At 62.3% G+C, this 25,524-nt stretch carries 22 protein-coding genes; 8 read left to right on the top strand and 14 right to left on the bottom strand.

Features of this window, described 5'->3' with window-relative positions; translation table 11 throughout:
• Positions 1-3: 3 nt before the first annotated feature.
• From rfbC to rfbB, 3 genes are read right to left on the bottom strand one after another with little or no spacing between them, the layout of a single operon-like run.
• The gene (rfbC, locus tag AB4Y43_RS08410; RefSeq protein ID WP_342921530.1) at positions 4-555 is read right to left on the bottom strand and encodes a dTDP-4-dehydrorhamnose 3,5-epimerase; all 552 of its coding nucleotides are present in this window, start codon (positions 553-555) and stop codon (positions 4-6) included.
• Positions 540-1,433, bottom strand: a complete 894-nt coding sequence (rfbA, locus tag AB4Y43_RS08415; RefSeq protein ID WP_368727477.1) for a glucose-1-phosphate thymidylyltransferase RfbA — start codon at positions 1,431-1,433, stop codon at positions 540-542. The genes rfbC and rfbA overlap by 16 nt, the downstream gene beginning before the upstream one ends.
• 11 nt (positions 1,434-1,444) lie before the next feature.
• Positions 1,445-2,506, bottom strand: a complete 1,062-nt coding sequence (gene rfbB / locus AB4Y43_RS08420) for a dTDP-glucose 4,6-dehydratase (RefSeq protein WP_368727478.1) — start codon at positions 2,504-2,506, stop codon at positions 1,445-1,447.
• Positions 2,507-2,880: 374 nt separating this feature from the next.
• Here rfbB and AB4Y43_RS08425 point away from each other — a divergent pair, with 374 nt between their 5' ends.
• Complete coding sequence (locus tag AB4Y43_RS08425; RefSeq protein ID WP_368709014.1) at positions 2,881-3,735, top strand: symmetrical bis(5'-nucleosyl)-tetraphosphatase; 855 nt, start codon at positions 2,881-2,883, stop codon at positions 3,733-3,735.
• 36 nt (positions 3,736-3,771) lie between these two features.
• Here AB4Y43_RS08425 and AB4Y43_RS08430 read toward each other — a convergent pair whose 3' ends face one another.
• The 8 genes from AB4Y43_RS08430 to AB4Y43_RS08465 form a co-directional block, all read right to left on the bottom strand.
• Positions 3,772-4,545 (bottom strand): lysophospholipid acyltransferase family protein, encoded by a 774-nt coding sequence (locus AB4Y43_RS08430; protein ID WP_368727479.1) that lies wholly within the window; start codon positions 4,543-4,545, stop codon positions 3,772-3,774.
• Between the two features lie 55 nt (positions 4,546-4,600).
• Entirely contained in the window at positions 4,601-5,911 is a 1,311-nt protein-coding gene (locus AB4Y43_RS08435) for a dihydroorotase (RefSeq protein WP_368727480.1), read from the bottom strand.
• Between the two features lie 25 nt (positions 5,912-5,936).
• On the bottom strand, positions 5,937-6,956 hold the full coding sequence (locus tag AB4Y43_RS08440) for an aspartate carbamoyltransferase catalytic subunit (protein ID WP_368727481.1): 1,020 nt from the start codon (positions 6,954-6,956) through the stop codon (positions 5,937-5,939).
• 90 nt (positions 6,957-7,046) lie between these two features.
• Complete coding sequence (pyrR, locus tag AB4Y43_RS08445) at positions 7,047-7,568, bottom strand: bifunctional pyr operon transcriptional regulator/uracil phosphoribosyltransferase PyrR (RefSeq protein ID WP_368727482.1); 522 nt, start codon at positions 7,566-7,568, stop codon at positions 7,047-7,049.
• Between the two features lie 33 nt (positions 7,569-7,601).
• On the bottom strand, positions 7,602-8,036 hold the full coding sequence (gene ruvX, locus AB4Y43_RS08450) for a Holliday junction resolvase RuvX (protein ID WP_368727483.1): 435 nt from the start codon (positions 8,034-8,036) through the stop codon (positions 7,602-7,604).
• On the bottom strand, positions 8,033-8,611 hold the full coding sequence (locus AB4Y43_RS08455; protein ID WP_028202127.1) for a YqgE/AlgH family protein: 579 nt from the start codon (positions 8,609-8,611) through the stop codon (positions 8,033-8,035). Before AB4Y43_RS08455 ends, ruvX begins: the two co-directional genes overlap by 4 nt.
• A gap of 234 nt (positions 8,612-8,845) precedes the next feature.
• Positions 8,846-10,363 (bottom strand): hypothetical protein, encoded by a 1,518-nt coding sequence (locus AB4Y43_RS08460; RefSeq protein WP_368727484.1) that lies wholly within the window; start codon positions 10,361-10,363, stop codon positions 8,846-8,848.
• A 196-nt stretch (positions 10,364-10,559) separates the two neighbouring features.
• The gene (locus AB4Y43_RS08465; RefSeq protein ID WP_008342674.1) at positions 10,560-10,730 is read right to left on the bottom strand and encodes a rubredoxin; all 171 of its coding nucleotides are present in this window, start codon (positions 10,728-10,730) and stop codon (positions 10,560-10,562) included.
• 284 nt (positions 10,731-11,014) lie between these two features.
• Between AB4Y43_RS08465 and AB4Y43_RS08470 the strand changes: the two genes are divergently transcribed.
• Positions 11,015-11,860 (top strand): hydroxymethylpyrimidine/phosphomethylpyrimidine kinase, encoded by an 846-nt coding sequence (locus AB4Y43_RS08470; protein ID WP_069267691.1) that lies wholly within the window; start codon positions 11,015-11,017, stop codon positions 11,858-11,860.
• 233 nt (positions 11,861-12,093) lie between these two features.
• On the opposite strand, the gene groL is transcribed toward AB4Y43_RS08470, so the two are convergent.
• Together groL and groES are read right to left on the bottom strand one after the other, a co-directional pair.
• The gene (groL, locus tag AB4Y43_RS08475; protein WP_042262253.1) at positions 12,094-13,734 is read right to left on the bottom strand and encodes a chaperonin GroEL; all 1,641 of its coding nucleotides are present in this window, start codon (positions 13,732-13,734) and stop codon (positions 12,094-12,096) included.
• A gap of 44 nt (positions 13,735-13,778) precedes the next feature.
• The gene (groES, locus tag AB4Y43_RS08480) at positions 13,779-14,069 is read right to left on the bottom strand and encodes a co-chaperone GroES (protein WP_028202123.1); all 291 of its coding nucleotides are present in this window, start codon (positions 14,067-14,069) and stop codon (positions 13,779-13,781) included.
• 1,751 nt (positions 14,070-15,820) lie between these two features.
• Here groES and AB4Y43_RS08485 point away from each other — a divergent pair.
• The 6 genes from AB4Y43_RS08485 to AB4Y43_RS08510 all read left to right on the top strand — a co-directional run bounded on the left by AB4Y43_RS08485 (position 15,821) and on the right by AB4Y43_RS08510 (position 23,126).
• Entirely contained in the window at positions 15,821-16,909 is a 1,089-nt protein-coding gene (locus AB4Y43_RS08485) for a TAXI family TRAP transporter solute-binding subunit (RefSeq protein WP_368727485.1), read from the top strand.
• 515 nt (positions 16,910-17,424) lie between these two features.
• Positions 17,425-18,744 (top strand): FAD-dependent oxidoreductase, encoded by a 1,320-nt coding sequence (locus AB4Y43_RS08490; protein WP_368727486.1) that lies wholly within the window; start codon positions 17,425-17,427, stop codon positions 18,742-18,744.
• On the top strand, positions 18,744-19,487 hold the full coding sequence (locus AB4Y43_RS08495; RefSeq protein WP_069267695.1) for an SDR family oxidoreductase: 744 nt from the start codon (positions 18,744-18,746) through the stop codon (positions 19,485-19,487). The genes AB4Y43_RS08490 and AB4Y43_RS08495 overlap by 1 nt, the downstream gene beginning before the upstream one ends.
• Positions 19,484-19,909: a GtrA family protein gene (locus tag AB4Y43_RS08500; protein ID WP_368727487.1), complete on the top strand. Its 426-nt coding sequence runs from the start codon at positions 19,484-19,486 to the stop codon at positions 19,907-19,909. Before AB4Y43_RS08495 ends, AB4Y43_RS08500 begins: the two co-directional genes overlap by 4 nt.
• 150 nt (positions 19,910-20,059) lie before the next feature.
• Positions 20,060-21,490, top strand: coding sequence for a UbiA family prenyltransferase (locus tag AB4Y43_RS08505; protein ID WP_368727488.1), 1,431 nt, complete (start codon positions 20,060-20,062; stop codon positions 21,488-21,490).
• 472 nt (positions 21,491-21,962) lie between these two features.
• The gene (locus tag AB4Y43_RS08510) at positions 21,963-23,126 is read left to right on the top strand and encodes a hypothetical protein (protein ID WP_368727489.1); all 1,164 of its coding nucleotides are present in this window, start codon (positions 21,963-21,965) and stop codon (positions 23,124-23,126) included.
• A gap of 408 nt (positions 23,127-23,534) precedes the next feature.
• On the opposite strand, the gene AB4Y43_RS08515 is transcribed toward AB4Y43_RS08510, so the two are convergent.
• Positions 23,535-25,406, bottom strand: coding sequence for an HAD-IIIC family phosphatase (locus AB4Y43_RS08515; protein ID WP_368727490.1), 1,872 nt, complete (start codon positions 25,404-25,406; stop codon positions 23,535-23,537).
• Positions 25,407-25,524: the final 118 nt, after the last annotated feature.

The raw sequence follows: 25,524 nt of genomic DNA on the forward strand, positions 1-25,524 counted from the left end.
GCCTCAAGCGTAGAGTTCGGCTTCGGCCAGACGCACACCGGCCGCGTCCTTCGCCGCCAGCAGCGGCTCGCCCTCGATCGGCCATTCGATGCCGATATCCGCATCGTTCCAGATGATGCTGCGCTCGTGCTCCGGGTACCAGTAGTCGGTCGTCTTGTACAGGAACTGCGCGGACTCCGACAACACGACAAAGCCATGCGCAAAACCCGACGGCACCCACAGCTGGCGATGATTGTCGACCGACAGATTCACGCCAACCCACTTGCCAAACCGCGGCGAGCTTTTGCGGACGTCGACCACGACGTCGAACACTTCGCCTTCGACCACACGAACGAGCTTTCCCTGCGCGTGCTCGATCTGATAGTGCAGCCCGCGCAGCACCCCTCGCGACGAACGCGAGTGGTTGTCCTGCACGAATTCGACGCCCTGCTCCACGTGCTCGGCGAACTCGCGCGCGTTGAAGCTCTCGTAGAAGAACCCGCGAGCGTCACCGAACACCTTGGGCTCAATGATCTTGACTTCGGGCAGTGCCGTCGCCGTTACCTGGATAGCCATGCAACCTGATGAGTGAGAATGTTCTGGAGGTACTGCCCGTAGCTGTTCTTCGCCAGCGGCTTGGCAAGCTTCAACACCTGCTCCGCATCGATCCACTGCTTGCGATACGCGATCTCCTCGGGACACGCAACCACGAGACCCTGGCGCTTCTGCAGCGTCGCAATGAAGGTCGCCGCTTCGATCAGCGAATCGTGCGTACCGGTATCGAGCCAGGCGTACCCACGCCCCATGATCTCAACACTGAGCGCGCCGTCAGCAAGATAGCGCGAATTCACATCGGTGATTTCGAGCTCGCCGCGCGCCGAAGGCTTGATGTCGGAGGCGATATCGCACACGCGGTTGTCGTAGAAATACAGCCCCGTGACCGCATACTTCGAACGCGGCTTCGCGGGCTTCTCTTCAATCGACACCGCACGGAACGACTGATCGAATTCGACTACGCCATAACGCTCGGGATCGTGCACGTGATAGGCGAACACCGTCGCGCCTGTCTCTTGCGCGTTAGCATGCTCGAGCTGCTTTGCGAGATCGTGTCCGTAAAAAATGTTGTCGCCAAGGATCAGCGCCGACGGATCGTTGCCGATGAAATCCTTGCCGATGATGAACGCCTGCGCGAGTCCGTCGGGCGACGGCTGCACGGCGTACTGGATATTCATCCCCCACTGGCTGCCGTCACCGAGCATCGCCTCGAAACGCGGCGTGTCCTGCGGCGTCGAGATGATCAAGACGTCACGAATGCCCGCCATCATCATCGTCGAGAGCGGGTAGTAGATCATCGGTTTGTCGTACACCGGCAGCAGCTGTTTCGACACGACGTGCGTGATCGGATACAGCCGCGTTCCGGAGCCGCCCGCGAGAATGATGCCTTTACGTGCCATCGCCTTGTTCCTCACCCGCGCTTCGCATAATTCGTCTCGACCCACTTGCGATAGTCGCCCGACACGACGTCATCGACCCATGCCTGATTGTCGAGATACCAGCGCACTGTCTTCGCAAGGCCGGTTTCGAATGTCTCGGCGGGCTTCCAGCCGAGTTCGCGCTCGAGCTTGCGCGCATCGATCGCGTAACGGCGATCATGGCCCGGACGATCCGTCACATAGGCAATCTGATCGCGGTACGAACCCGCCGCCTTCGGGCGCAGTTCGTCGAGCAAGTCGCACAACGTGTGCACGACTTCGAGATTCTTCTTCTCGTTCCAGCCGCCGATGTTATAGGTCTCGCCAACCGTGCCGCGGGCGAGCACCTCGCGGATCGCGCTGCAATGGTCGCCCACGTAGAGCCAGTCGCGCACGTTCTGGCCGTCGCCGTACACCGGGAGCGGCTTGCTGGCGAGCGCGTTGGCAATCATCAGCGGAATCAACTTTTCCGGAAACTGGTACGGGCCGTAGTTGTTCGAACAATTCGTCGTCAGCGTGGGCAAGCCGTACGTGTGATGGTAGGCACGGACGAGATGGTCCGAACCCGCCTTGGTCGCCGAGTACGGGCTATTGGGCGCGTAGGGTGTCGTTTCGGAGAATTGCGGGTCGGTTGCCGAGAGCGAGCCGAACACTTCGTCCGTGGAGACGTGCAGGAAACGAAACGCGGCCTTTTCGGCTGCGGGCAGGTCGCTCCAGTACTGGCGAGCGGCTTCGAGCATCGTGAAGGTACCGACGACATTGGTCTGAACAAAATCAGCCGGACCATGAATCGATCGATCGACGTGGCTTTCGGCCGCGAAGTGCAGCACCGCGCGCGGCTTGTGCTGGGCGAAGAGCGTGTCGAGCGCTGAGCGGTCGCAAATATCCACGCGCGCGAATATGTGCTTCGCATCGTCCCGCAAGGACTTCAGCGTCCCGAGATTGCCCGCGTACGTGAGCTTGTCGACGTTCAGTACGGCTTCGTCCGATTGACTCAGCCAGTCAAGCACAAAGTTGGCGCCGATAAAGCCGGCGCCGCCCGTAACCAGAATCATGGAACTCCTTGTATTGCGCGAGTGCGGAAGCAATTCTGGCGTCAATCTTTACACCAGATGACCTGAAAGCTAACTGTAGAAATAGCTTTCGTGCGGGAGAAGCGCCCGATCCAGCTGATTCAGCCTTATCTACCCCCGCAGATTCTGGTTCTAATTTTATCGATAGAGAATTATAAGGATACCCTGCACGAACGCCACCCCCCTAACATCTTGAAACAGCTTGACAAATTCGTTTGGCATTTTTCGTGCCATGCCGGGGTCGAATCGTTCATCCGCCATGCATTGGCCGGTTTCCGCGGCGTCACGCGACGGCACTCATCTTGTGATACCGTCATTGCCTCGCGCCACGCCGTACACCCCCAGCCATCAACCGAATGAAAGAGCAAGCCCCGCATCCCGCCCCTCTCGCTTTCGGCGACCTTCAGGGTTGCCTCTCACCATTTCGCGAACTGCTCGCCAAAGCCGCGCCCTCCCCGGACACGCCGCTCTGGTTCGCGGGCGACCTGATCAATCGCGGTCCCGCGTCGCTCGAAACGCTGCGCGAGGTGATCGAACTCGGCGATCGCGGCGTGGCGGTGCTGGGCAATCACGACCTGCATCTGCTGTCCGTTTCGGCGGGCATTCGCAAGGCGAAGAAAGACGACACCATCGGCGACATCCTGAGTGCACCCGACGCCGAAGATCTGCTGCACTGGGTGCGTCATCGCCCGATCGCGCACTACGAGAACGGCATGCTGATGGTGCATGCAGGCGTTTTGCCTCAGTGGGACGTCGATCTCACGATGGAACTTGCGCACGAACTCGAAAAAGCGTTGCGCCGCGACAACTGGCGGGAAACACTTGCCGGCCTCTACGGCAATCAGCCGAACCGCTGGTCCAAGGACCTCAAGGGTATCGAGCGCCTGCGCGTGACCTGCAGCGCGCTCACACGCGTGCGTTTTTGCGACCGTGACGGCGTGATGGACTTCTCAACCAGCGGCGGCCTCGACTCCGCGCCGCCAGGCTTCATGCCGTGGTTCGACGTGCCGGGGCGCAAGACCGAAGACATCACCGTCGTGTTCGGCCATTGGGCGGCGCTTGGCCTCACCCTGCGCAAGAACCTGGTCGGGCTCGACTCGGGCTGCGTCTGGGGCGAGGAGCTCTCGGCGATCCATCTCGTCGGCGATCCGGGCAAACGCATCCTCACGCAGGTGCCCTGTGAGAGTTGTCGCGCTATTACGAACGACTAACGCACCCACGAGCGCGCAGGCACACGCCTTCTGGCGTCAAGTCGCCTGCGCCACTCCATGGGGATGCGCGGCCGCCTCACCCCGCATCGTCTCCAACGCCTGCCCCACAGCCTCCTGCGCCCGCGCCGCCAGCTTGCGCCGGTCATCCCCCGCTTCGATCGCCTCGCCCACATAAACGTGAGCGGTCAGCGGCCCGGACTTAAGCATCGCGTCGAGCGAATCCTTGAGCGAGAGGTCGTCGATATACGCCGGCGCCACCGACTGCCGCCCCTGCGCATCCTCATACAAAATGCACAGCGGCTGCACTGGCCTCCCAGCCGATACCGCCGCCTGGAACATGTTCGAGTGAAACGGCTTGAGCGCGAGGCCATCCGAGGTGGTGCCTTCGGGAAACACGCACATCAACTCGCCGCGCTCGAGCCGCGCCGCCAGCTCATGCATGATGCGTTTCGCATCGCTGCGCTTCTCGCGCTCGACGAACACCGTGTCGAGATTCTGCGCGAACCAGCCAATGAGGGGCCAGTTGCGGATCTCGGCCTTCGAGACGAACGGCGTGGGCCGCCACGCGTTGATCACGTAGATGTCGATCCACGAGATATGGTTGCTCACGACGAGCGCGCCGGCATCGAGCCGAGCCGCGTCGTTGTGCACGACGAGCTTCAGGCCGCACAGCTCGAGCATCTTGAGGGACCATGCGCGGTTCATGGCGTGGCGCTGATCGGCGCTCGCGCGCGGAAAACGCAACGCGACGGTCAGGGCGCCGCGCAGCAGATGCGCGAGCAGGCGGGTCTTGCGGATGAAAAGGCTCATGTTTGACGATAGGCTGAATCGCGAAATCCTAGCAGACCTGCATGACACAAATCTGTCATGCGCTTGCAACTCGATCCAACCCGCGCTCAAAGCCCACCCGCCCCGCCACGAGCGTTGCGCGCACCACGGCGGGCAGTTCATAGCCGAGGAACGGCGTGTTGTGTCCCTGACTCTTGAGCGCGCGAGGCTCGACGCGCCAATGCGCATGGGGATCGAACACGCAGAGGTCCGCGCTCGCGCCCACGGCGAGCCGTCCCGCCGGGCTTGCCAGATCATGTTGCATCACGGCTGCGGGCGCCGACGTCACATGGGCGAGCGCTTTCGCGAGCGGCACGCGCGCTTCCTGTGCCCATTTCACCGTTAGCGAGAGAAGCAGTTCGAGGCCCGTCGCGCCCGGCGTCGCTTCGGCGAAGGGCAGCAGCTTCTCGTCGTCGTCCACGGGCGTGTGCTGCGAGCAGATCGCGTCGATCGTGCCGTCGGCGAGGCCCGCGCGAAGCGCCTCGCGATCGCGCTGCTGGCGCAGCGGCGGGTCGAGCCGGAACTGTGCGTCGAAATAGCCGATGTCCATGTCGATCAGATGGAGATGGTTGGCGGTCACGTCGCACGTCACGGGCAGGCCCTCGGCTTTCGCCGCGCGCACGAGCGCCACGCCCGCCGCCGACGAAACATGCTGCACGTGCACGCGCGCACCCGTCACGCGCATCAGTTCGAACAGCGTATGCAGCGCGATCGTCTCCGCGCTCACCGGCACGCCGGAGAGGCCGAGGCGCGAAGCCAGCGCGCCGCTCGCGGCCACGCCGCCCTTCGAGAGATACGCGTCCTGCGGCCGCAGCCACACGGCGTAGCCATAGGTGCTCGCGTACTGCAGCGCGCGCAGCAGGACCTGGGTATCGGCGACCGGCGTGTCGGCCTGCGTGAAGCCGATGCAGCCCGCCTCGGTCAGCGACACCATCTCGGTGATCACCTGCCCTTTCAGGCCAACGGTGAGCGCGCCCAGCGGATGCACATGCGCACGCGCAAGTTTGCCCGCACGATACTTGAGCATTTCGACAAGGCCGGCCTCGTCGAGCACAGGGTCGGTGTCCGGCGGGCACACGAGGGTCGTCACGCCGCCCGCGAGCGCCGCGTTCATCTCCGAGTCGAGCGTGGCCTTGTGCTCGTAACCCGGCTCGCGCAGGCGCGCGCTCAAGTCGACGAGACCGGGCGCGACCACGAGGCCGCGCGCATCGAGCGTGCGGTCCGCCTGGAAGCCTGCGGGCGCCGCGCCAAGCGCCGCGATCTTGCCCGCTTCGATGTACACGTCCTGCTGCTGTTCGGTCCCGGCCGCCGGATCGATCAGCGTACCGCCTTGAATATGGATCTTCATCTGTTGCCCTGGCCTTCTAGCGGCTTCAATCGTTGTTACCGGCGACGATGCCCATCACCGCCATGCGCACCGCAATGCCGAAGCTCACCTGGTCGAGGATCACCGACTGCGGACCGTCGGCGACCTGCGAGTCGATCTCCACGCCGCGATTCATCGGCCCCGGATGCATGACGATCGCGTCGGGCACGGCGAGCGCGAGGCGCTCGGGCGTCAAGCCCCAGCTCTTGAAGTACTCCTGCGCTGAGGGCAGCAGCGCGCCGCTCATGCGCTCGTTCTGCAGACGCAGCATGATGATGACGTCGACATCCTCGAGGCCTTCGTCGAGGTTATGAAACACCCGCACGCCCATCTGCTCGAGGCCGCCCGGCAATAGCGTGCGTGGGCCGATGGCGCGCACTTCGGGCACACCGAGCGTGGTTAGCGCGTGGATGTCCGAGCGCGCCACACGCGAGTGCAGGATGTCGCCCACGATCGCCACGCGCAGGTTCGTGAAGTCGCGCTTGTAGTGGCGGATCGTGTACATGTCGAGCAGGCCCTGCGTCGGGTGCGCGTGGCGGCCGTCGCCGGCGTTGATCACGTGCACGTGCGGCGCGCAGTGCTCGGCGATCAGGTACGGCGCGCCGCTCGACGCGTGGCGCACGACGAACATGTCGGCGTGCATCGCCGAAAGATTGCCGATGGTGTCGAGCAGCGACTCGCCCTTGCTCGTCGATGAAGCGTTGATGTTCAGGTTGAGCACATCGGCCGAAAGACGCGTGGCCGCGATCTCGAACGTGGTTCGCGTGCGCGTGGAGTTCTCGAAAAACAGGTTGAACACCGACTTGCCGCGCAGCAGCGGCACCTTCTTCACGTCGCGGTCGGTCACGCTCACGAACTGCGTGGCGGTATCGAGCACATGTGTGAGGATCGCGCGCGACAGGCCCTCGATCGACAGCAGGTGTTTAAGCTCGCCGTTCTTCGTGAGCTGCGGATTGCCCTTGAGGAAGCCGTAGCGAAAACGCATGTCGTCCGCTGGGGACGCGGCGGGCGTGGGCTGTGTGTTCATCGCGTGTCCTGGATCTGATGGGCGGCGTGTGGCCAGCGTGCATGCCTGCGCATCTGCCGTCGCTGCCGCCGAATGGGTTCGATGCGCGCGTCAGCTGCCGCTACCCTGCTCGACTTCAAATGCGAAGCGGCCGTCGGGACTGTGCGCAAGTACGAGCGTTTCGTGTGCGCCGACGCTCACTGCGCCGCCGGTAAAACGCGCAGACACCGGCAACTCGCGACCGCCGCGCTCGGCGAGCACCGCGAGTTCGACGGAGGCCGGGCGCCCGTAATCGTAAAGCTCGTTGAGCGCGGCGCGCACGGTGCGGCCCGTGTACAGCACGTCGTCGACGAGCAGGATGTGGCGGCCTTCGACCGCGAACGGCAGCGCCGTTGGGCTCGCCTTGCTGTGCAAGCCCTTCTTCGCGTAGTCGTCGCGGTGCAGCGCAACGCTGAGCACGCCCCACTCGAGCGCCCCGACGTCCTGCGCGAGCCGCTCGGCGATCCACGCGCCGCCGCTATGAATGCCGACGATCGCCACGCCGCCGGGCGCGCCAAACGCATCGGCGTGATACGCCGCGCGAATCTCGTCGAGAAGGGCGAAGTACAGCGCTTCAGCGTCGGGAGTAATCATCAGGCAACTCGCATCGGGCAACTCGCGGGCCAGTCAGAGCGGGAGTTCGTCGAGGTACTGCTGGAGAATCACGGAGGCCGCTTCGGCATCGACATGGTCGATGCGTTCGCCGCGCTCACGCAGCCGCGCTTCGGCGTCGACAGACGAATAGCGCTCGTCCACCCACACCACCCGCAAACCAAAGCGGCCGTTGAGCTGGTTGCCGAAGCGCTTCGCGTGCTGCGTCATGATGTGTGGCGTGCCGTCCGGATGGCACGGCAAGCCGACCACGAGCACATCAGGCTGCCATTCGCGCAGCAACTCGCCTATCGCTTCGAAACGGTAGTCGCGACTCTTGTTGGGAATGACGGTGAGCGCCCGGGCGCTGCGTGTGAGGGCATTGCCGAGCGCCACGCCGATGCGCTTTTCGCCGTAATCGAACGCAAGCAAGGTGGCCTCGCCGGCCCCTCGCCCAGCGGCCACGCTCATGCGTGACCCGCCTCGCCCGACAGCATCGTCGAGGAAATGCCGAGTAGCGCGAGCGCCGCTTCGAAGCGCTCTTCGGCAGGCACGTCGAATACGATCTTCGGATCGGCCTCGACCGTGAGCCAGCCGTTCTTCGAGATTTCGTCTTCTAGCTGCCCCGCGCCCCAGCCGGCATGGCCGAGCGTGAGCAGAAAGCGCTCGGGGCCGCTGCCGTTGGCGACGGCTTCGAGCACGTCCTTCGACGTGGTCATCTCGAGCCCGCCCGGTACCGACATCGACGATGTATAGCTCGTGCCCTCGGCGGGCGCGTGCAGCACGAAGCCACGCTCGGTCTGCACCGGGCCGCCGAAATAGACGGGCACGTGCAGGAGCGGCTCGATTTCGAGCTTCAGGTCGATGCGGGAAAAGAGTGCCTCGAGATCGATGTCGGTGGGCCGATTGATGACGAGACCGAGCGCGCCGCGCTCCGAATGATCGCAAAGGTAGACCACCGTTCCTGAAAACGTGGGGTCCGCCATGTTCGGCATGGCGATCAGGAACTGGTTGGTCAGATTGATGCGATCGGTACTCTTGGACATGGTTTGAATTCTAGCAAAGACGATGCGCAATGGCGGCGCGCTGCCAGGCCGGAAGTCGGGCGCCCGATGGCCGCCTCGCACTTTGCCAGCCGCTACGCGTTGCGCATTGCAGGGAATGGCTCACTCTAACACGCGCGCGCTGTGCCCTTGCAGGGCACTGGGCCGATGGCGCAAGGCCGGTGCCCGGTGCCTCGGCAGCCAGACGCGCGCCGTGGATCCGCCCGCCCCGTGCATTCAGTGCGCAATGGATTGCAATGCGGGCTGCGCCGCGGTTTGCGCCGCGCCGCCGACGATCGCCGCCCCAAGCGCACGCACCGCCGGCGTGGCGTCGGGCTGCGCGATGCCTGCAGCGACCTTGTGCAGCATGGCGCGCAGCGCCTCGCTGGCGTGCTCGATTGCCTCGGCTCCGGGCGCCTGTACCGACGGCGCGCCCCGCGCCTCGAGGGCCGCGAGCGTTGCCGCATGCGCGGTGCGCCGCCAGGCGAGGCCCAGCGCATCTGCGAGCTGGCCGACATGACCGAGCCCGAGCGCCCAGGCCGCCGCGCCGATGCGGTACGCCGCGTCGGCCGCGACCAGCGCGTCGGCGGGCTCCGGGGCAGCGCCCGCCCCGCGCAACGTCAGCGTGCGTGAGTGCGTGCCGAGCGCGATCATCGCCGCATCGGCAGTCTGCAGAAAATCTTCATACGCGTTGCCGTTCACGACCAGCGCACCCAGCTCGCGCGTGGGCGCCACGCGTGCCGCGAGCGCGCCGGCCTGCGCGCTGCCGGCTTCCCACAGCGCCTCCGAGGCTTGCGTGCCGGCAATGTGCCATTCCACGGTCAAGCCGTAGTCGTGCAGCAGATCGACGTCCGCGGTGTCTTCCGCGGCGGCCCCGAAGAGCGCGTAGTCCCGCCAGAGCAACGCCAGCGTCGAGCGCACGAGCGTTTGCGGCGCGAAGCGCAGGCCGCGCGCGTGCTCGCCGATCAGCAGATTGCAGCGCGCGTAAAGCCGCCGCACGCCCTCGTCGCCCCACGACGCCACGCCGCGTCGCAGCGCGCGTGCGCACGCAACGGCAAGCCGCCAGAAGTCGTAGGGATCGGGACTCGATAGCTCGGCCATGCAGGCGTCCATCTCGTCGAATGCCGCGAGCGCGAGCGCGTTGGCCGCACGGCTGCCGTTGCCGACGTGCGATTTCAGCGCATGCAGCAGCGCCTGCTCGAAGCGCGCGCGCACCTGGCCAAAGCGTTGGGCTGGCTGCGGATGCAGCGAAGCAGGCGCGAGCGGCCGGCCCTGCAGCGCCACGTCCTCATAGGCGAGCGCGATGCCCGGCACGTGCTCCGCGAGCGCGGCCACGAGCGCATGCTGCCGCGCAAAAAGCGCGGGCGAGCACGCCAGCTCGCGCAGATTGCGTCGCTCGAGCGCGGCGACGAGTTCCTTGAGCGCCTCGCTGAACAAGACGCGGAATTCAGCGCCCTGCGCTTCCTCGGGTGTGTGGAGCGGCCGCACGGGCAAGCCCGGCGGCGGCTCTACGGGCACGGGCGCAGCGAGCGCGAGCGGGGAAGCGAGGAGCAGCGTATCGGCAAAGCGCGCGGCGGCAAGCCAGCCGGCGTCGTGCAGCGTGCGGGCAGCCTGGCGCAGCGGCCGGGCCACATCACGCTGCTCCTCGAGCGCGTCCAGCGCCTGGGCGAGCGCGCCGTGCGCGAACGGCACCGTGCCGCCGCGCGGATTCGGCAACGCTTCGAACCGCACATCAGAGCTTGAAGGATGACTCATAGGGCAGCGCCGAAAACGTTAGCGGGCCGACCAGGCGGGCAATCTCGACAATGGCGTCGACGCTGACGTCGACAACCGCGACGGCAAGCGCAAATACGGTGCCCGCTGTTGCGACACCGCACTCCACACCCGCCACACTTCTGGAATCTGCAGCCAGACTGCGCGCCGGCTATCGCCAGCTATCCGAGCAACGCGCTCAGATCTGGACCATTTCGAAGTCTTCCTTGCGCGCACCGCACTCAGGACAGGTCCAGTTGATCGGGACATCCTCCCAGCGCGTGCCGGGGGCAATGCCTTCGTCTGGCAAACCGGCTTCTTCGTCGTAAATCCAGCCGCAGATCAGGCACATCCAGCTTCTATATTCCATTCTTATGCCGCGTCGAAAAGTCCGAAACCAGTCGGAAAAAAAATCGGGGAAACGAGAGCCATGATGGTACCTTGTTGCCGTTTCCATGCCTAGCAAGAGGAAATCTGGCCTGCACGGGATCAAACAGCATGCGTTGACGCGGGCGGCGCGTGCAGCGCGGAGAAATCCTCGCGCGCGCCGGGGTCATCCGTCCCCCGGATTCGTCGATAGGCCGCATAATTAAAGCATTCGCTTATGACGGCACGGTACGCCGCGCCCGAAGTCCAATCCATCTCGCCACGTTCATGCCCAGCGACACCCCTCCCATCGTCCTCACCTTCGGCCTTTCCGACCCGACCGGCGGCGGCGGACTTCAGGCCGACCTGCTCACGCTCGCCAGCATGGGTTGCCACGGCGTCACCGCGCTGACCGGCTACACGGTGCGCGACTCCGCAGGCTGCGACGAAGTGACTGGGCTCGACCCCGAAACCGTCGCCACCCAGGCGCGCATGCTGCTCGAAGACATGCCCATCGCGGCGTTCAAGGTCGGCGCGGGCGCGCGTGCCGAGGTCGTGAGCGCGATCGCCGAGGTGGTCGCCGACTATGACGACTTGCCGCTCATCCTCGCCCCCGACTTCACGCTCGACGACGAGCACGTCCTCGCCGCCGACGAACTGCGTGAAGCGATGGCCGACCTGCTCGTGCCGCAGACCACGCTGCTCGTGGCCGACTCCGCCACGCTGATCGCGCTCGCACAGCCAGACGGCGACGCGGAAGCGCCCAGCGTCGACGCGGCCATTGCGCACCTGCTCGCCACCGGTTGCGAGTACATCCTGGCGATGGAAACGGGCACGCATCGTGTGGTCAACACACTGTATTGCGAAGACGGCCAGTTGCGCCAGGATCTGTGGGACCGCTCCACGCAGCCGATGATGGGCGTGACCGACACGCTCGGCGCCGCCATCGCCGCGCTGCTTGCCAATGGGCAAGAGCCGCCAGAGGCCGTGCGCGAAGCGCAGGAATATGTGTATCAGGCCGTGCAGAACGCGTTCAGGCCGGGGATGGGCGCGTGGCTGCCCGACCGGTTCTTCTGGGCGCGCAGCAACGACACGGACGCCGACGAAGCCTCGCCCGGCGAAGCGAAGCAATAAGACCACGGCTTGGCCTTCTGCGCGGAGGCCAGGCGTGCAAACCGCACAGACGAAAAAAAGCCCGCATCGCTGCGGGCTCTTCTTTTCGGGCTAGGGGCACACGCCTCACGGCGCGTCCCCTGCACTTCTGCACTTCTGGACTTCTGCACTTCTGCACTTCAACGTAATCTCGGCAAAAGCCTGGCTCTGCATGGGAGCGGAGTAGGCGCTGAAGCACCAACTCCGGATCGCAATTACATGTCCATGCCCATGCCGCCCATGCCGCCGGGCATGCCGCCAGGCATCGGAGCATCTTCCTTCGGCACTTCAGCAACGGCTGCGTCCGTCGTCAGGAGCAGGCCGGCAACCGAAGCTGCGTTTTGCAGCGCGGTGCGCGTGACCTTCGTCGGGTCGACCACGCCAGCTTCGACCATGTCGACGTACTCGCCGGTCGCTGCGTTGTAGCCGTAGTTGCCTTGACCAGCAGCAACTGCTGCCACGACGACCGAAGCTTCTTCGCCGCCGTTCGTGACGATCTGGCGCAGCGGCTCTTCCATGGCGCGCAGGACGATCTTGATACCGGCGTCCTGGTCTGCGTTGGCGCCCTTCACGCTGGCGATTGCCGTGCGTGCACGGATCAGCGCAACGCCGCCGCCCGGGACGATGCCTTCTTCAACGGCAGCGCGGGTTGCGTGCAGCGCGTCTTCCACGCGTGCCTTCTTTTCCTTCATTTCGACTTCGGTCGCAGCGCCAACCTTGATCACTGCCACGCCGCCTGCCAGCTTGGCAACGCGCTCTTGCAGCTTTTCACGGTCGTAGTCCGACGTCGCTTCTTCGATCTGCGTGCGGATTTGCTTCACGCGCGCTTCGATGTTCACGGCTTCGCCTGCGCCGTCGATGATCGTAGTGTTTTCCTTGCCCACTTCGATGCGCTTGGCTTGACCGAGTTCGGCCAGCGTTGCCTTTTCGAGCGTGAGGCCGGTTTCTTCAGCGATGACTTGACCGCCGGTCAGGATCGCGATGTCTTCCAGCATGGCCTTGCGACGGTCGCCGAAGCCCGGAGCCTTGACGGCGACGGTCTTCAGGATGCCGCGGATGTTGTTGACGACCAGCGTTGCGAGCGCTTCGCCTTCGACGTCTTCAGCGATGATCAGCAGCGGACGGCCAGCCTTCGCGACTTGTTCCAGAACCGGCAGCAGATCACGGATGTTCGAGATCTTCTTGTCGAACAGCAGGACGAACGGGCTTTCCAGCACGGCGACTTGCTTGTCCGGGTTGTTGATGAAGTACGGCGAGAGGTAGCCGCGGTCGAACTGCATACCTTCGACGACTTCCAGCTCGTCTTGCAGCGACTTGCCGTCTTCGACGGTGATGACGCCTTCCTTGCCAACCTTGTCCATCGCTTCAGCGATACGGTCGCCGATCGACGTGTCGCTGTTTGCCGAGATCGAGCCGACTTGAGCGATTTCCTTGTTGGTCGTGCAGGGCTTGCTGACCTTGCGCAGCTCTTCGATTGCTGCTGCGACGGCCTTGTCGATGCCGCGCTTCAGGTCCATCGGGTTCATGCCCGATGCGACGTACTTCATGCCTTCGCGAACGATCGACTGGGCCAGAACCGTAGCCGTCGTCGTGCCGTCACCGGCGTTGTCGCTGGTCTTGGAAGCAACTTCCTTGACCATTTGCGCGCCCATGTTCTGGAGCTTGTCCTTGAGCTCGATTTCCTTTGCGACCGAGACACCGTCCTTGGTGACCGTCGGGCCGCCGAACGAGCGCTCGAGCACCACGTTGCGGCCCTTCGGACCCAGCGTGACCTTCACTGCGTTGGCGAGAATGTTCACGCCTTCAACCATCTTGGAACGGGCGGAATCGCCGAACACGACGTCTTTAGCTGCCATCTTCTAACTCCTTGAATTCTTGAATAGTGAGCGGTGGAATGAACTTACTTGTTCACCACGGCCATGATGTCTTCTTCACGCATCACGAGCAGTTCGTTGCCATCGACCTTGACGGTCTGGCCAGCGTACTTGCCGAACAGAACGCGATCGCCGACCTTCACGTCGAGCGCGATCAGGGCGCCCTTGTCGTCGCGCTTGCCCGGGCCGATGGCCAGGACTTCGCCTTGATCCGGCTTTTCTGCCGCTGCGTCCGGGATCACGATGCCCGAAGCGGTCTTGGTTTCTTGATCCAGGCGCTTGACGATCACGCGATCATGCAAAGGACGAAGGTTCATGGATAGATCCTCTCTTGATTAGGACTTGAAGCGACTCAAGAAAACCTGGCTGCCGACTACCGCCAGCCAGAGATGTTGTTCGCACCGGAGTTGTTAGCACTCTCATGCGGTGAGTGCTAATTATATGGACGGGGAGTGACAAATTCAAGAAGGGGCGGAATGGCGAATTTCCGCTGGAATTGATTCAACCGCAGAGGCACTCTTGCTAGTTCAGGTTGGAACTATTGGATGTCAAGATTGAGTGCCATATCAAAATATTCTTCAATAAAAACAATAGGATAGGTCGCCTCGACATCAGACCCCATAAGAAACCGTATGATTCTGGAAGCCACGGCATCCAGCAAGCGGGCCCGGGCTGCCGGGTCCTCGGGGACGTCTCTCGGGGAAATCCCCGATCTTGCCATGATTCGGCGCGATTTATATGCGCAAGCGGTTTGTTGGCGCCCTACTGCTCGCAGGCAGCGCATATGTGCGGTAGGCAACACCGGCAATCAACGGATGAACGGAAAATCACTCATATGATCTTTCGAGCGGCTGCGCCCGGTCGGGCACCGCCGCTCTCCTGCGCATGCAGATCGTGAGTTCCGCGAGGCTTCGCCGATCGCTTCAACGACGATCCTGAACATGCCGAAATGGCGTCGCCATGACGGTGGAACGACAGCATGTCAGTTCAGATGACTCGCAACCAGAGTTTCCCCGCACCATGCAAGTTCTGTGGCGGGACGCTCTATCAGCACGTCGATTCCTGCCCTTATTGCGGCACGGATCGCCCGCTCGACGCGGCTGCGCACGCGCGCCCGAAAGCCACCTTAAGAGTCATCGGTTCCGCGGCAGCGCCTATGCCTGCCGTTGCAAAGGCGTCGCTCGCCGGCGCGGCCGCATCCCATCGCCCGGCGGTGCACGCAGACTATTTGCACCACTATCAACTCGAGGAACACCGGCCGTTCTGGCGCACCGGTAAAGGGCGCTTCGTGAAGGGCGTTTTGCTCGCCTGGTTCATTGTCGCAATCGCATACGCTGCGTTTCTGCTATACGGCGAAAGGCGCGGCCAGGAAAGAGAAGTACGCGTCACGCGCGCGAGCCTCGCGGAGAAAAGCTTGCCAAGCGCGAATGCCACACTTCCACGTGGCGCGAACAATCAGGCAGCGCGCGAGATACAGCGCGACAGCGCACCTGCGGAGCAACGCCGCGAGGATGCGCTGCAAAGCGCGGACCGATGTGCCTCGCAACGTGCCTGGGATTGCGTGCGAGAACAGGCATCGTTGGCGCTCGCGATAGATCCGGCGAGCCTGCACGCGCGATCGCTGATGGAGCGCGCCATCCTGGCGACGGGCTGGTCGCCGCTTCGTACGCCGATCGGCCCCGCGCAATCGGACGCGGCTGTGCCGCGGCCGCGCGATGCAAGCAGCGTTCCGCTGCCGTCGTCGCGGGATTGGGGCGCCGCTGCGCCGGCCGCGCCGAACGCCCCGGCCACACCTCCCCCGCTGCCGAGCGCGAGTAGCACGTCAGCTAACGGACATCCAACGGACGTCGGAAGTGCGGATACGAGCGTTACGTCGGCAGCTGCGAATCAATCCGCTGCCGCCGGCGCCACCGTCCCTGGCAGCAACGACGACGGCGTCGATACCCAGGAGCGCGCGATTCGCCAACTTGGGTGGAAGGACGCCCCATCCTCCGAAGGCACGCATTGAAAAAGATTACAGATTAAATCGAAGTCTGCTGTAGAACGTATCCAAGGCGGGAGAGAGACCATGCTGAAAACGATGCTCGCAGGACTGGCGGCACTGATTGCCCTGCTCTTTTCGACACTCGCGCTCGCCGCTGCCGCAGACGCGAACTACAAGATCGTGACCGGCCAGGAGCGCGGGACGTACATTCAGATCGGCCAGGACCTGGCGAAATGGGTCGCGCAGCCAGCGGGCATCGATCTCGAAGTGATCCCATCGAAAGGCTCGGCCGAAAACGTGCAGCGCATGCGTTTCGAGCCCGGCGTGAAGCTCGCGCTCGTGCAGTCCGACGTCTATCAGGCCTACGTCGACATGGCCAATTCCGGCAACGAAGAGGCCGGCACGCTGATACGGCCGCTGCGGCTCATCATGCCGCTCTACGACGAAGAGATTTACTTCGTTGTGCGTACCGACTCGCCGATGAAGACAATCAACGAGATCAAGGACAAGGTGATGAGCGTCGGGCTGATCGGCAGCGGCACCGCGCAGTCGGCGACGACGCTGTACCGCCTCATGTTCGGCCAGCCGATTCCCGAGCAGAATGCGCAGCACCTGAGCAACGAGGACGCACTCGCCGCACTCATCGTCAAGAAGATCGACGTGGCGATCATCGTCGCCGGGCAACCCGCCAAGCTCTTTACCGACATGAACCCCGAACTGCTGCAGCAGATCCGCTTCCTGCGCGTCGATGCGAACGCGCCGGAAACGGCGCGCGCAAAGCAGACCTACTATCCCGCGACGATCCACGTGTCGAGCTATCCGAACTGGCTCAAGGAAGACGTGCCGACGTGGACGGTCAAGGCCTTTCTCGTCACCTATGACTACAACCTGCGCGATACGGTCGGCAACCTGAAGCGCTTTGCCGATTCGCTCTGCGCGAACTTCGACAACCTGCAGGAACACGGCCATCCGAAGTGGAAGCAGGTGAAGCTCGAGCTGCCGGGCCTCGGCAAAGGCTGGCAATACTATCCGCCCGTTGAGCGACGCCTGAAGGCGTGCTTCGCGCATCGAGCCGCGATGCAGGCGGCCGCGGCGCCGCGCGCCGTCGCCACAGAACAAGTCAATGCACGGCCGTGTTCGGACCAGGAGCGCCTGCTTCTGCTTTGCAAGTAATTTGACACTGCATCAGCAGTGTGCGACAGATCGGGGGGAACGCGCGATGAACACGAGCGCCCAGAAGATGAGCGACGCGGACGACCGTGCATGTCAGAAGTGCGATCTTGTAAGTGAGAGCCGTTGCCGCAATCAATCAACGCGAGCGCCGAAAATGACCTGCATACGCAGATGGATGTTGGTCCCGGCCATACACGATCGCAATCGTTTGTACCCAGACAAATGGCAGGCTTGTTCCGCCATATAAAGCTGCGCCACTCACAGATGCGATAAAAATACACGGCTCGGACCACGAGATCGCCAGGCAGTTCGCTCGCTCCGGTTTAAGCGACGTCATGTGTCGCTTTTCCTGAGGAACGTATCGAGATCGCATGCAAAGCCTGTGATCCGGAACGCTGCCGTCGGGGCAGAGTTCGCGGGCGGAGGACGGTCTTTGTGTTCCGGCGAACGGTCATCCCCGCGCAGCCTCCCTAATATGCGCCTACTGTTAATCCATTAACCGGCGACCGCACGTCATGAGCGTCTCGAAGCTCAGCTCCTGGGGCCACTACCCGTATGCACCGCAAACCGGCCGCGAGCCCGGTTGGCGAGAGAACGCGCAGGCTGCACTGCGCGACGCCGCCACGCGTTTCGGCACGACATTACCCTTCGGCAATGGTCGCAGCTATGGCGACAGCTGTCTTGCCGCCACCGACCACGTCCTTATGCTTCGCGGTCTTGACCGCTTCATTGCCGCGGATTGGAAAACCGGCGTCATTCGTGCTGAGGCGGGCGTCACGCTCGGCGATGTGCTTGCGCTTGCGGTCCCGCGCGGGTGGATGTTGCCTGTCACGCCCGGAACGCAATTCGTAACGCTCGGCGGCGCGGTTGCCAACGACGTGCACGGTAAAAACCACCACGTGCGCGGCACCTTCGGACGACATGTGCGTCGCTTTTCGCTACTGCGCTCCGATTGCGAGCCAATTGAATGCGCGCCCGAGGAAAACGCTGAGTTCTATCGCGCAACGATCGGCGGCCTTGGCCTGACAGGGATCGTCGAATGGGTCGAACTGCAACTGATGCCTGTCGAGTCGAGCCGCCTGGCCACCCACACACGTCCCTTCGGCAATCTCGATGAGTTTCTTGCGCTGTCGAACGAGTACGACGCAAAGCACGAGTATGGCGTGGCGTGGATCGACTGTTTAGGACGCGGCGCCTCGCTTGGGCGCGGCATCTATGCCAGCGCCGACCACGCAACCGACCATTGCTTCGACATGCCGCGCCGCCCCGTGCGGCGCGTGCCGTTCGCCCCGCCGTGGTCTCCCGTGAATCGCTACACGCTGAAGCTCTTCAACGAATTCTACTACCGCCGCGCGACAAGCAAGGCAGGGCCCGCCGTGGTTAACTGCGCGAGTTACTTCTATCCGCTCGACAGCATCGAGGAATGGAACCGTCTGTACGGGCGGCGCGGCTTTCAGCAGTATCAATTCGTCGTGCCTGATAGAACGGCCCGCGACGCTCTGTACGCGTTCCTCAACGCGATCGCCTCGACCCACGCGGGCTCCTTCCTTGCGGTGCTCAAGCGCTGTGGTCCGCTCGTCTCTCCAGGGCTGCTTTCGTTCCCAATGCAGGGAATTTCGCTCGCCCTCGACTTTCCCCAGCACGACACGCGCAACGCGAAGCTTTTCGCGCGACTCGACGCGATCGTGCGCGAAGCGGGCGGCCGCCAATATCCGGCCAAGGACGCCCACATGAGTGGTGAGGATTTTCGTGCCGCCTATCCAGCGTGGCAGACACTCGAACAACTGCGCGACCCGGCCTTGATGTCGCGCTTCTGGCAACGGACAACCCGGTAATGGACAAGAACATTCTGATCGTGGGCGGCTCTTCCGCCATCGCCGTGGCCTGTGCCCGGGAATGGATCAAACGTGGGGCGAACTTCATGCTGGCTGGGCGCCATGCGACGCGTCTCGACGCGGTTGCCCAGGACCTGCGCGTGCGCGGTGCAGGCCGAGTCGGCACGTTCGTGCTCGACGTGAACGATTTCGAACAGCACCGCGCCATGCTCGACGCCGCCATGACAGAGCTTGGCCGCATCGACATCGTTCTACTCGCGCACGGCACGCTCTCCGATCAGTCGGAGTGCGAACGCGATCCACAGGCCGCGGTGCGCGAGATCACCGTCAACGCCCTCTCGACGATCGCCCTGCTCACCCTGCTGGCCACCGTGTTCGAGGCACAAAAGAGCGGTTCGATCGCCGTCATCTCGTCGGTGGCAGGCGACCGCGGCCGCCCTTCGAACTACGTCTACGGCACCGCCAAGGCGGCGGTGACGACCTTCTGCGAAGGGCTGCGCGCGCGGCTGTTCAAGTCGAACGTGAGGGTCCTCACGATCAAGCCGGGTTTCGTGAACACGCCAATGACAGCTGGACTCGCGCTGCCGGGCCCGCTCGTCGCCTCGCCCGAGCGCGTAGCGACGGACATCGTGCGCGCCGTAGAACGCGGAAAGGATTCGATCTATACGCCGTGGTTCTGGGCAGAAATCATGCTCGTGATCCGCTCGTTGCCTGGTTTCGTATTCAAAAGGATTTCCCTATGAGCAGTCCGGCTGCCAGCATGACGCTCAGCCGTTCGCGGCTCGTGTTCTGGTACGCGGTGTTCGCTGCCATTTCAATCGGCGCGAATTTAGGCAGCCAGAGCCTCGCGTTCCACCTGTACCAGGGCTTGTATGCAGTTGCAATTTCGGTCTGCATCGGAACAGGCGTCGGGCTGGTCGTCAAATACCTGCTCGACAAGGCGTGGATATTCCGCTACGAGCACCGCAGCGTTGCACACGGTGTGCGCACGTTCACGCTGTACGTTGCCATGGGACTCGGCACCACAGTCGTTTTCTGGACGGTGGAATTCGCCGCGGATGCGCTCTTTCACGAGGAAATCGCGCGCTTGGCGGGTGGCGCACTCGGTCTGGTGATCGGCTATGTCACGAAATACCACCTCGACAAACGCTTCGTTTTTTCTTGAGCACGTGTGCGCTGCAGCACAGAGGCCCTACGCCGCCGTCGTTACGATCCTTTTCCGGATCGCAGATTATGCGAGCGCGGGCTGTGCTGCGCTCCGACCAATGCCCCGACAACCTGTCCACCTGTTCCTGTCCCGGCACGGAGAATGAACATGGCCACGCCCGCAGCACACCCTGTCCCGCTGTGTGTGGACCTTGACGGAACGCTCACGCGCACCGACCTCTTGTTTGAAGCCTTCTTTGTGCTCGTCAAACAAAGTCCGCTGTCGATCTTTCTGTGCTTCGCCTGGGCGTTGCGCGGGCGCGCCTATCTGAAGGAGCAGATCGCCCAACGCGTAAACATCGACGTTGGCGTCCTGCCCTACAACACTGAATTGCTCGCCTGGCTGCGCGACGAGCGAGCAAGCGGGCGCGATCTGTATCTGTGCACGGCCACTAACCAGCGCCTCGCCTCCCAGATCGCCACACACGTTGGACTCTTTACCGGTGTGCTCGCGAGCACGGTCAGCAACAACCTGCTCGGCAAAAACAAGGCGCGGGCGCTCGTTGAGCAGTTCGGCGACCACGGCTTCGACTACTGCGGCGATGCGCGTGCAGACTTGCCGGTATGGCGCCAGGCCCGCCAGGCGATCGTGGTCGGCGACAAGCACATTGCCGCCGCGGCCCGCAAGACAAATGCGGCGATCATTTTTTTCGAGGAAAAGCGCCGGCTGATTCCGCTCGTGCTCAAGGAAATGCGCGTGCATCAGTGGGTGAAGAACGTGCTGATCTTCGTGCCGCTTCTCACCGCACACCAATTCACGGAGCGTTCCGCACTCGCTGCCGCCTGTATTGCTTTTTTGTCGTTCAGCCTGGCTGCTTCGTCGGTGTACCTGCTTAACGACATGCTCGACCTCGACGCCGACAGGCGGCACGCGCGCAAGCGCAGCCGACCATTCGCGTCGGGCAAGCTGTCGTTGAAATTCGGCATCGTGCTTACCGCGGGACTGCTCGCCGCCGGCGGTGGCCTCGCAGCACTCCTGCCGCGCGAGTTCGGCGTCGTAATGGCCGGCTATTTCGTGACCACCGTTGCCTACTCGTTCGCGCTCAAGCGCATGACACTCGTCGATGTGTTCACGCTTGCGTGTCTGTACACCGTGCGTGTGATCGCCGGCGGCGCGGCAACTGGCATCCCGCTGTCGTACTGGCTAATCTTGTTCTGTGTGCCGATTTTCCTCTCGCTTGCCATGGTCAAGCGTTATGTCGAACTCGACATGATCGTGCGCGAAGGCAAGACCGAAGCCGCCGGCCGCGGCTACATCACGCAGGACATCTCGATCTTGCGCTCGTTCGGCACGGCTTCCGCATACCTAGCCGTGCTCGTGCTCGCACTTTATCTGAACACGCCGGAAATGAAGGCGTTGTATCACCACCCGAAGGCATTGTGGGCCACATTCGCACTCACGCTCTTCTGGGTGAGCCGGATCTGGATGTGCGCGTTTCGCGGCATGATGCACGACGACCCTATCGTGTTTGCGTTCAAGGATCGTGCGAGCCTTGCCGTGATTGCGCTGTCCGGCCTGAGCATGCTGCTCGCTATCTGACAACGACGAGAAGCCGGGCGCGGTGCACTTCCCGTTCCGGCGGCAGGCCCAGGGCGAATGCCCTCGGACTGACGAACACATCGATGACACATGCGCACGAGTGCTCGGCTACGGCGCGCAGCACTCACAAGTCGCGTGGCGTTTCGTATTTACCTGCTCGGGCGACGTACGCTGGCGCACAGACCCACTTCCAACCATGCTCTACGGTTGAGCACTGCATCCGGTAGCGTGCGTGTGCGGCCGTCCGAGAACCTAGGGAGCGTGGACAGCGCTCGCGTTTTCGCTCTATGGACTAGTCGTAGTGGCTTCCTCAAGTTTCCCCAACGAATACCCGAATACGCGATCGACTTCACGATCAAAATCTGCGCGGCGACCGGTTAAGGAATTCGCAGACGAGATTCATGCTCAGCGATTTTCGCGCCATGGAGTTTGACGGTCATTAACAGAGATGGGGGCGTACTTGAAGCTAGATATGGCGAGCGTTACCGAAGACAAAGCATGGCTTCTTTGGAGCTTATCTGCCGCCGCTTGTTTCTTACTAGTTCTCGCATTCAGCGGACCAAGCGGCTCATTTTTCTGGGACTACCATGTCTATGAGAAGGGTTTGAGTTGCTATTCACAGGGACCAAACCCCTATGCGTGCGCATCGGGCGCCTTTCCATTTGTCTACCCGCCCGCTTTCCTCAAGGTATTTTCCGCTGTCGACTTCCCGACAGCATTTGCTTTCCTGGTTCTAGCTTCCGCGGCAGGCATCGCCTGCGTTAGCCTCAGTCTCAAGTCTCAAATCCCCTATCACCGCCTGGCTCCTTGCCTGGTTCTCGGATTCCTGATTAGCGGATCGGGCTTCGCTTCGATCCAGACGGGAAACATCAGCGTCTTCGCACACCTGCTTCTCGTTTCGCTATCGTACTTTCTATACACGAGACGGTCGGTCTATACGTTGATGCCACATGCGATCGCGATCATATTATTTTCTGCCATAAAGCCCTACTTCCTTGCCTATGCCTTGCTCTATCTTTTTCTGCCCCGCCGCAGTTTGTTCGCATTCGTCGCGGTGCTGCTATCGGTTTCCGGCATCTACATTGCGCAGCCTGCTCTTTATCCGCAACTGTGGGCTGGATTCCAGGGCGCCATCTACAATCAGATCATCCAGCATGGAGATGCCGGGTTGACAATTTTCGGCGTGTTTTCCAGGTTCGGCATGGGGAAAGTCGGCTTTGTTCTCCATCTTCTCCTGATGCTTCTCGTTGTACTGATATCGGCAGCTCTTCGATACAGGCATGGGCAACGCGCTATGCAGATCAGCTCCGCCAGCGAGTTGTTTTATTTCCTCGCCATCCTCATTCTGCTCAACCCGAGGTTGATGTCGTATGATTTCAGCGTTTTTGCGGTTTGCCTCTATCTGTCCATGATCCTCTCGTCACGAGGCGATGGGTGGGTGGGCCTATTTTTGAAGATTTTCCCTTTCCTGACTATCCTACCTCTATGCCTCGAAGGATTGTTTGATATTCGAGTGCATTCTTTAACCTACTACTTCCTCGCGACCTATGTCTTGCTGGTTGCGGCAGTGGCCTGCCATTGGCCCCTGCGCAACTCGCGGATAAAAGCGCCGGCCAGCGTTGGGCATGAGAAGTAATGCATAAGCGCCGCGTTTCGCAAACATTGCCTCGCACCCGCTTGCTAACACTTTCGGTGTTTTGCATGGCGGGCTTCTCGATCAAGCGGAAGGTCGTATAGCTGACAACAATCAGGACCGGAGTGGCCAACAGGATCGTGAACCAGTGCTCCAGAGGGCGAATAAGGTGGCGCCGCCCGCGATCACGGCAAAGCTCAGGGAAAGCAGCGCTAACGGTATCCGCGCATAGGTCGTCATCGTTACCGAAAACGACGGAATACCTCCAATCAAGGCTGATCTGTAGAACCAGCGCTGCGCGAACGCCTAGTCAGCACACCGGACCTTCCCCCCCGGTTGCCTTCATCGGGCGCCGTCGGTGGCGAGCGGGGCGCTTGTGTTGCTTTGCAAACGCCTCAATCGAGCGCTGCACTAGATCCGCACAGGAGGAAACTCGGCCGCGCCCAGATTCTCGATCTCGATGTAGGCCGGCACTTCGTTCGCGGCGCGCGAGTACAAACCCGCGGCCGTTTCGGAGAAACCGAGCCGTTTGAAATAGTCGTGGCAGGTCGCATTTCTTCCGGTATCGACCAGCTCGGCGCGGACTTCCGAGCCCGACTTCAGCGCCAACCTTGTAGCAATCGCCCCGACGACCAACTCAGCGCCAAGCCCAAACACGCGGCACGACAGGACGACCTGGACAATCTTCTCGCCATTGATCAGGCAAACAGAGATGATGCCGTTGTCGATCAATTTGTCTCGCAGCGAAGAGACCACGCAGTACCCGCCCTGCGTTATGAACGCCTCGAACTCTGACCGCTCCCATCTTTTCCCCGTCGTATTGAATTGATTCGTCTTGTTGATAAGCTCGAACGCGCGATCGAAGTGTCTGGATTGCGGCGTCTTGATCAAGAAGAATGACTGGCGAAGCTGTAACGAAGCTAGCCACTCTTCCCGCGAAACACCCTTGTTCGCGTCGGCACTGGCTTCGCGCTGCGAAATAGCGCGCACGAGTTCGGTGCGGCGCGCTGACTCTTCGGTGAAAATGGGAACCTGCGTTTCGGCCGATCGAAAAATGATTCGCCGCCAGTCGTAGTGATTTCCGCCGAGGCAACGAATGGCCGGGATCGCCGCCTTCACCTCCGACAACTCACGGTCGTTGTCGTCGATAAAGACACAGTTGCCTGGAAGCAGATTCACCTCCTTGAGGATTTCAAGGATGTTCTGCGACTTGGGCTTCCAGTTGATACGCACGCACGCGAAGTCGTCCATGGTGATGGCGCCGCGCCAGATGGCGTTGAACCGTTCAATGGTGGGCGCTTCTTCATTCTTGCTGCAGATCGCCAGCAATCCGCCACGCTTCTTGAAGAACAGCAAGGCTTCAGCGAGGCCAATAGGCCAGCCTTCGATGCGCTGTTCCAGGCTCACGCTCTCGCCTTCCGCCGCCACGCCGCGCCACATGGTGTCGTCGAGATCGACGATAATCAGCTTCACCGGGTCTTGCTGCTCGATGACCTTGACTATCGTTTCAATCCGCGCAAGGAATGCGAGGGTAAATTCGCGGGACGCGACCTCGTAGGTCATGATATTCCCGATTGCCTTGGGCGCAATCAGGCGATTTGCGTCCAGCTTGAAGTCCCAATCGTTGATGAACGACGCATGCGAGCTGCTCAACAGGACATCATCCTGCAGGTGTCGGCGGCCAATAAAATTCAATATTTCATTGGCGTCGAGAAAGTAGCAATTATTCGTCTTGCGCACGGCGTCCGACAAAAGTCGGTTGATCTCCCGCGCCAGATATCCAGGCGATGTCATACCGAATGGATCGATGAGATCGCCGTCGTAGTTGAAGCTCGGCTCGAAAAACGACATGAAGACGACAGGAGCCGTCGTGATCTGCGCGGCGACTTGTGCCACCTTCTGGGCGAGATACTCCCCTGTTCTTTCCAGAAAAGCGTGCGCTTCGTCGTCGGAACGCAGGCGCGAGAAGACCATGTCCACGACAGGTTCAGGCGTTTGCGTCACTTCGCCCAGAATGTGACGGAGCGTGAGATTCACGACGACGACGTCATCGGTTGGCGCGGCCTCCGGGATCGGAGCATGGCGTCTCGAGCCCATCAGTATGTGGCGGATGTTGTGCCCCGAGTTTGCGCTTCGCTTAACGAGCATCTCCACAGAACACGTGCCGAGCAGCAATATATTGAGCTTGCGCGAATGGATCGCGAGCGACGTCGGCGGCAACGGTAAATTGACCTGTTTATCGGCGACGGATGAGTAAAACAAATCGCGGACAAATTGACGCATTTGGGGCCTCGAAGTCGAAACGTTCTCCACACGCTGCCGCTTGCGGCCTTGAGATTAGAGCAGAGCGCAGGTGCACCCTCTGTGCGCCGACATACACAACCCCAGCCGGATGCAGCGC

Origin of the sequence: Paraburkholderia sp. BR10872, from assembly GCF_040965835.1 — a bacterium.
In the GTDB taxonomy this organism is placed as follows: domain Bacteria; phylum Pseudomonadota; class Gammaproteobacteria; order Burkholderiales; family Burkholderiaceae; genus Paraburkholderia; species Paraburkholderia nodosa_A.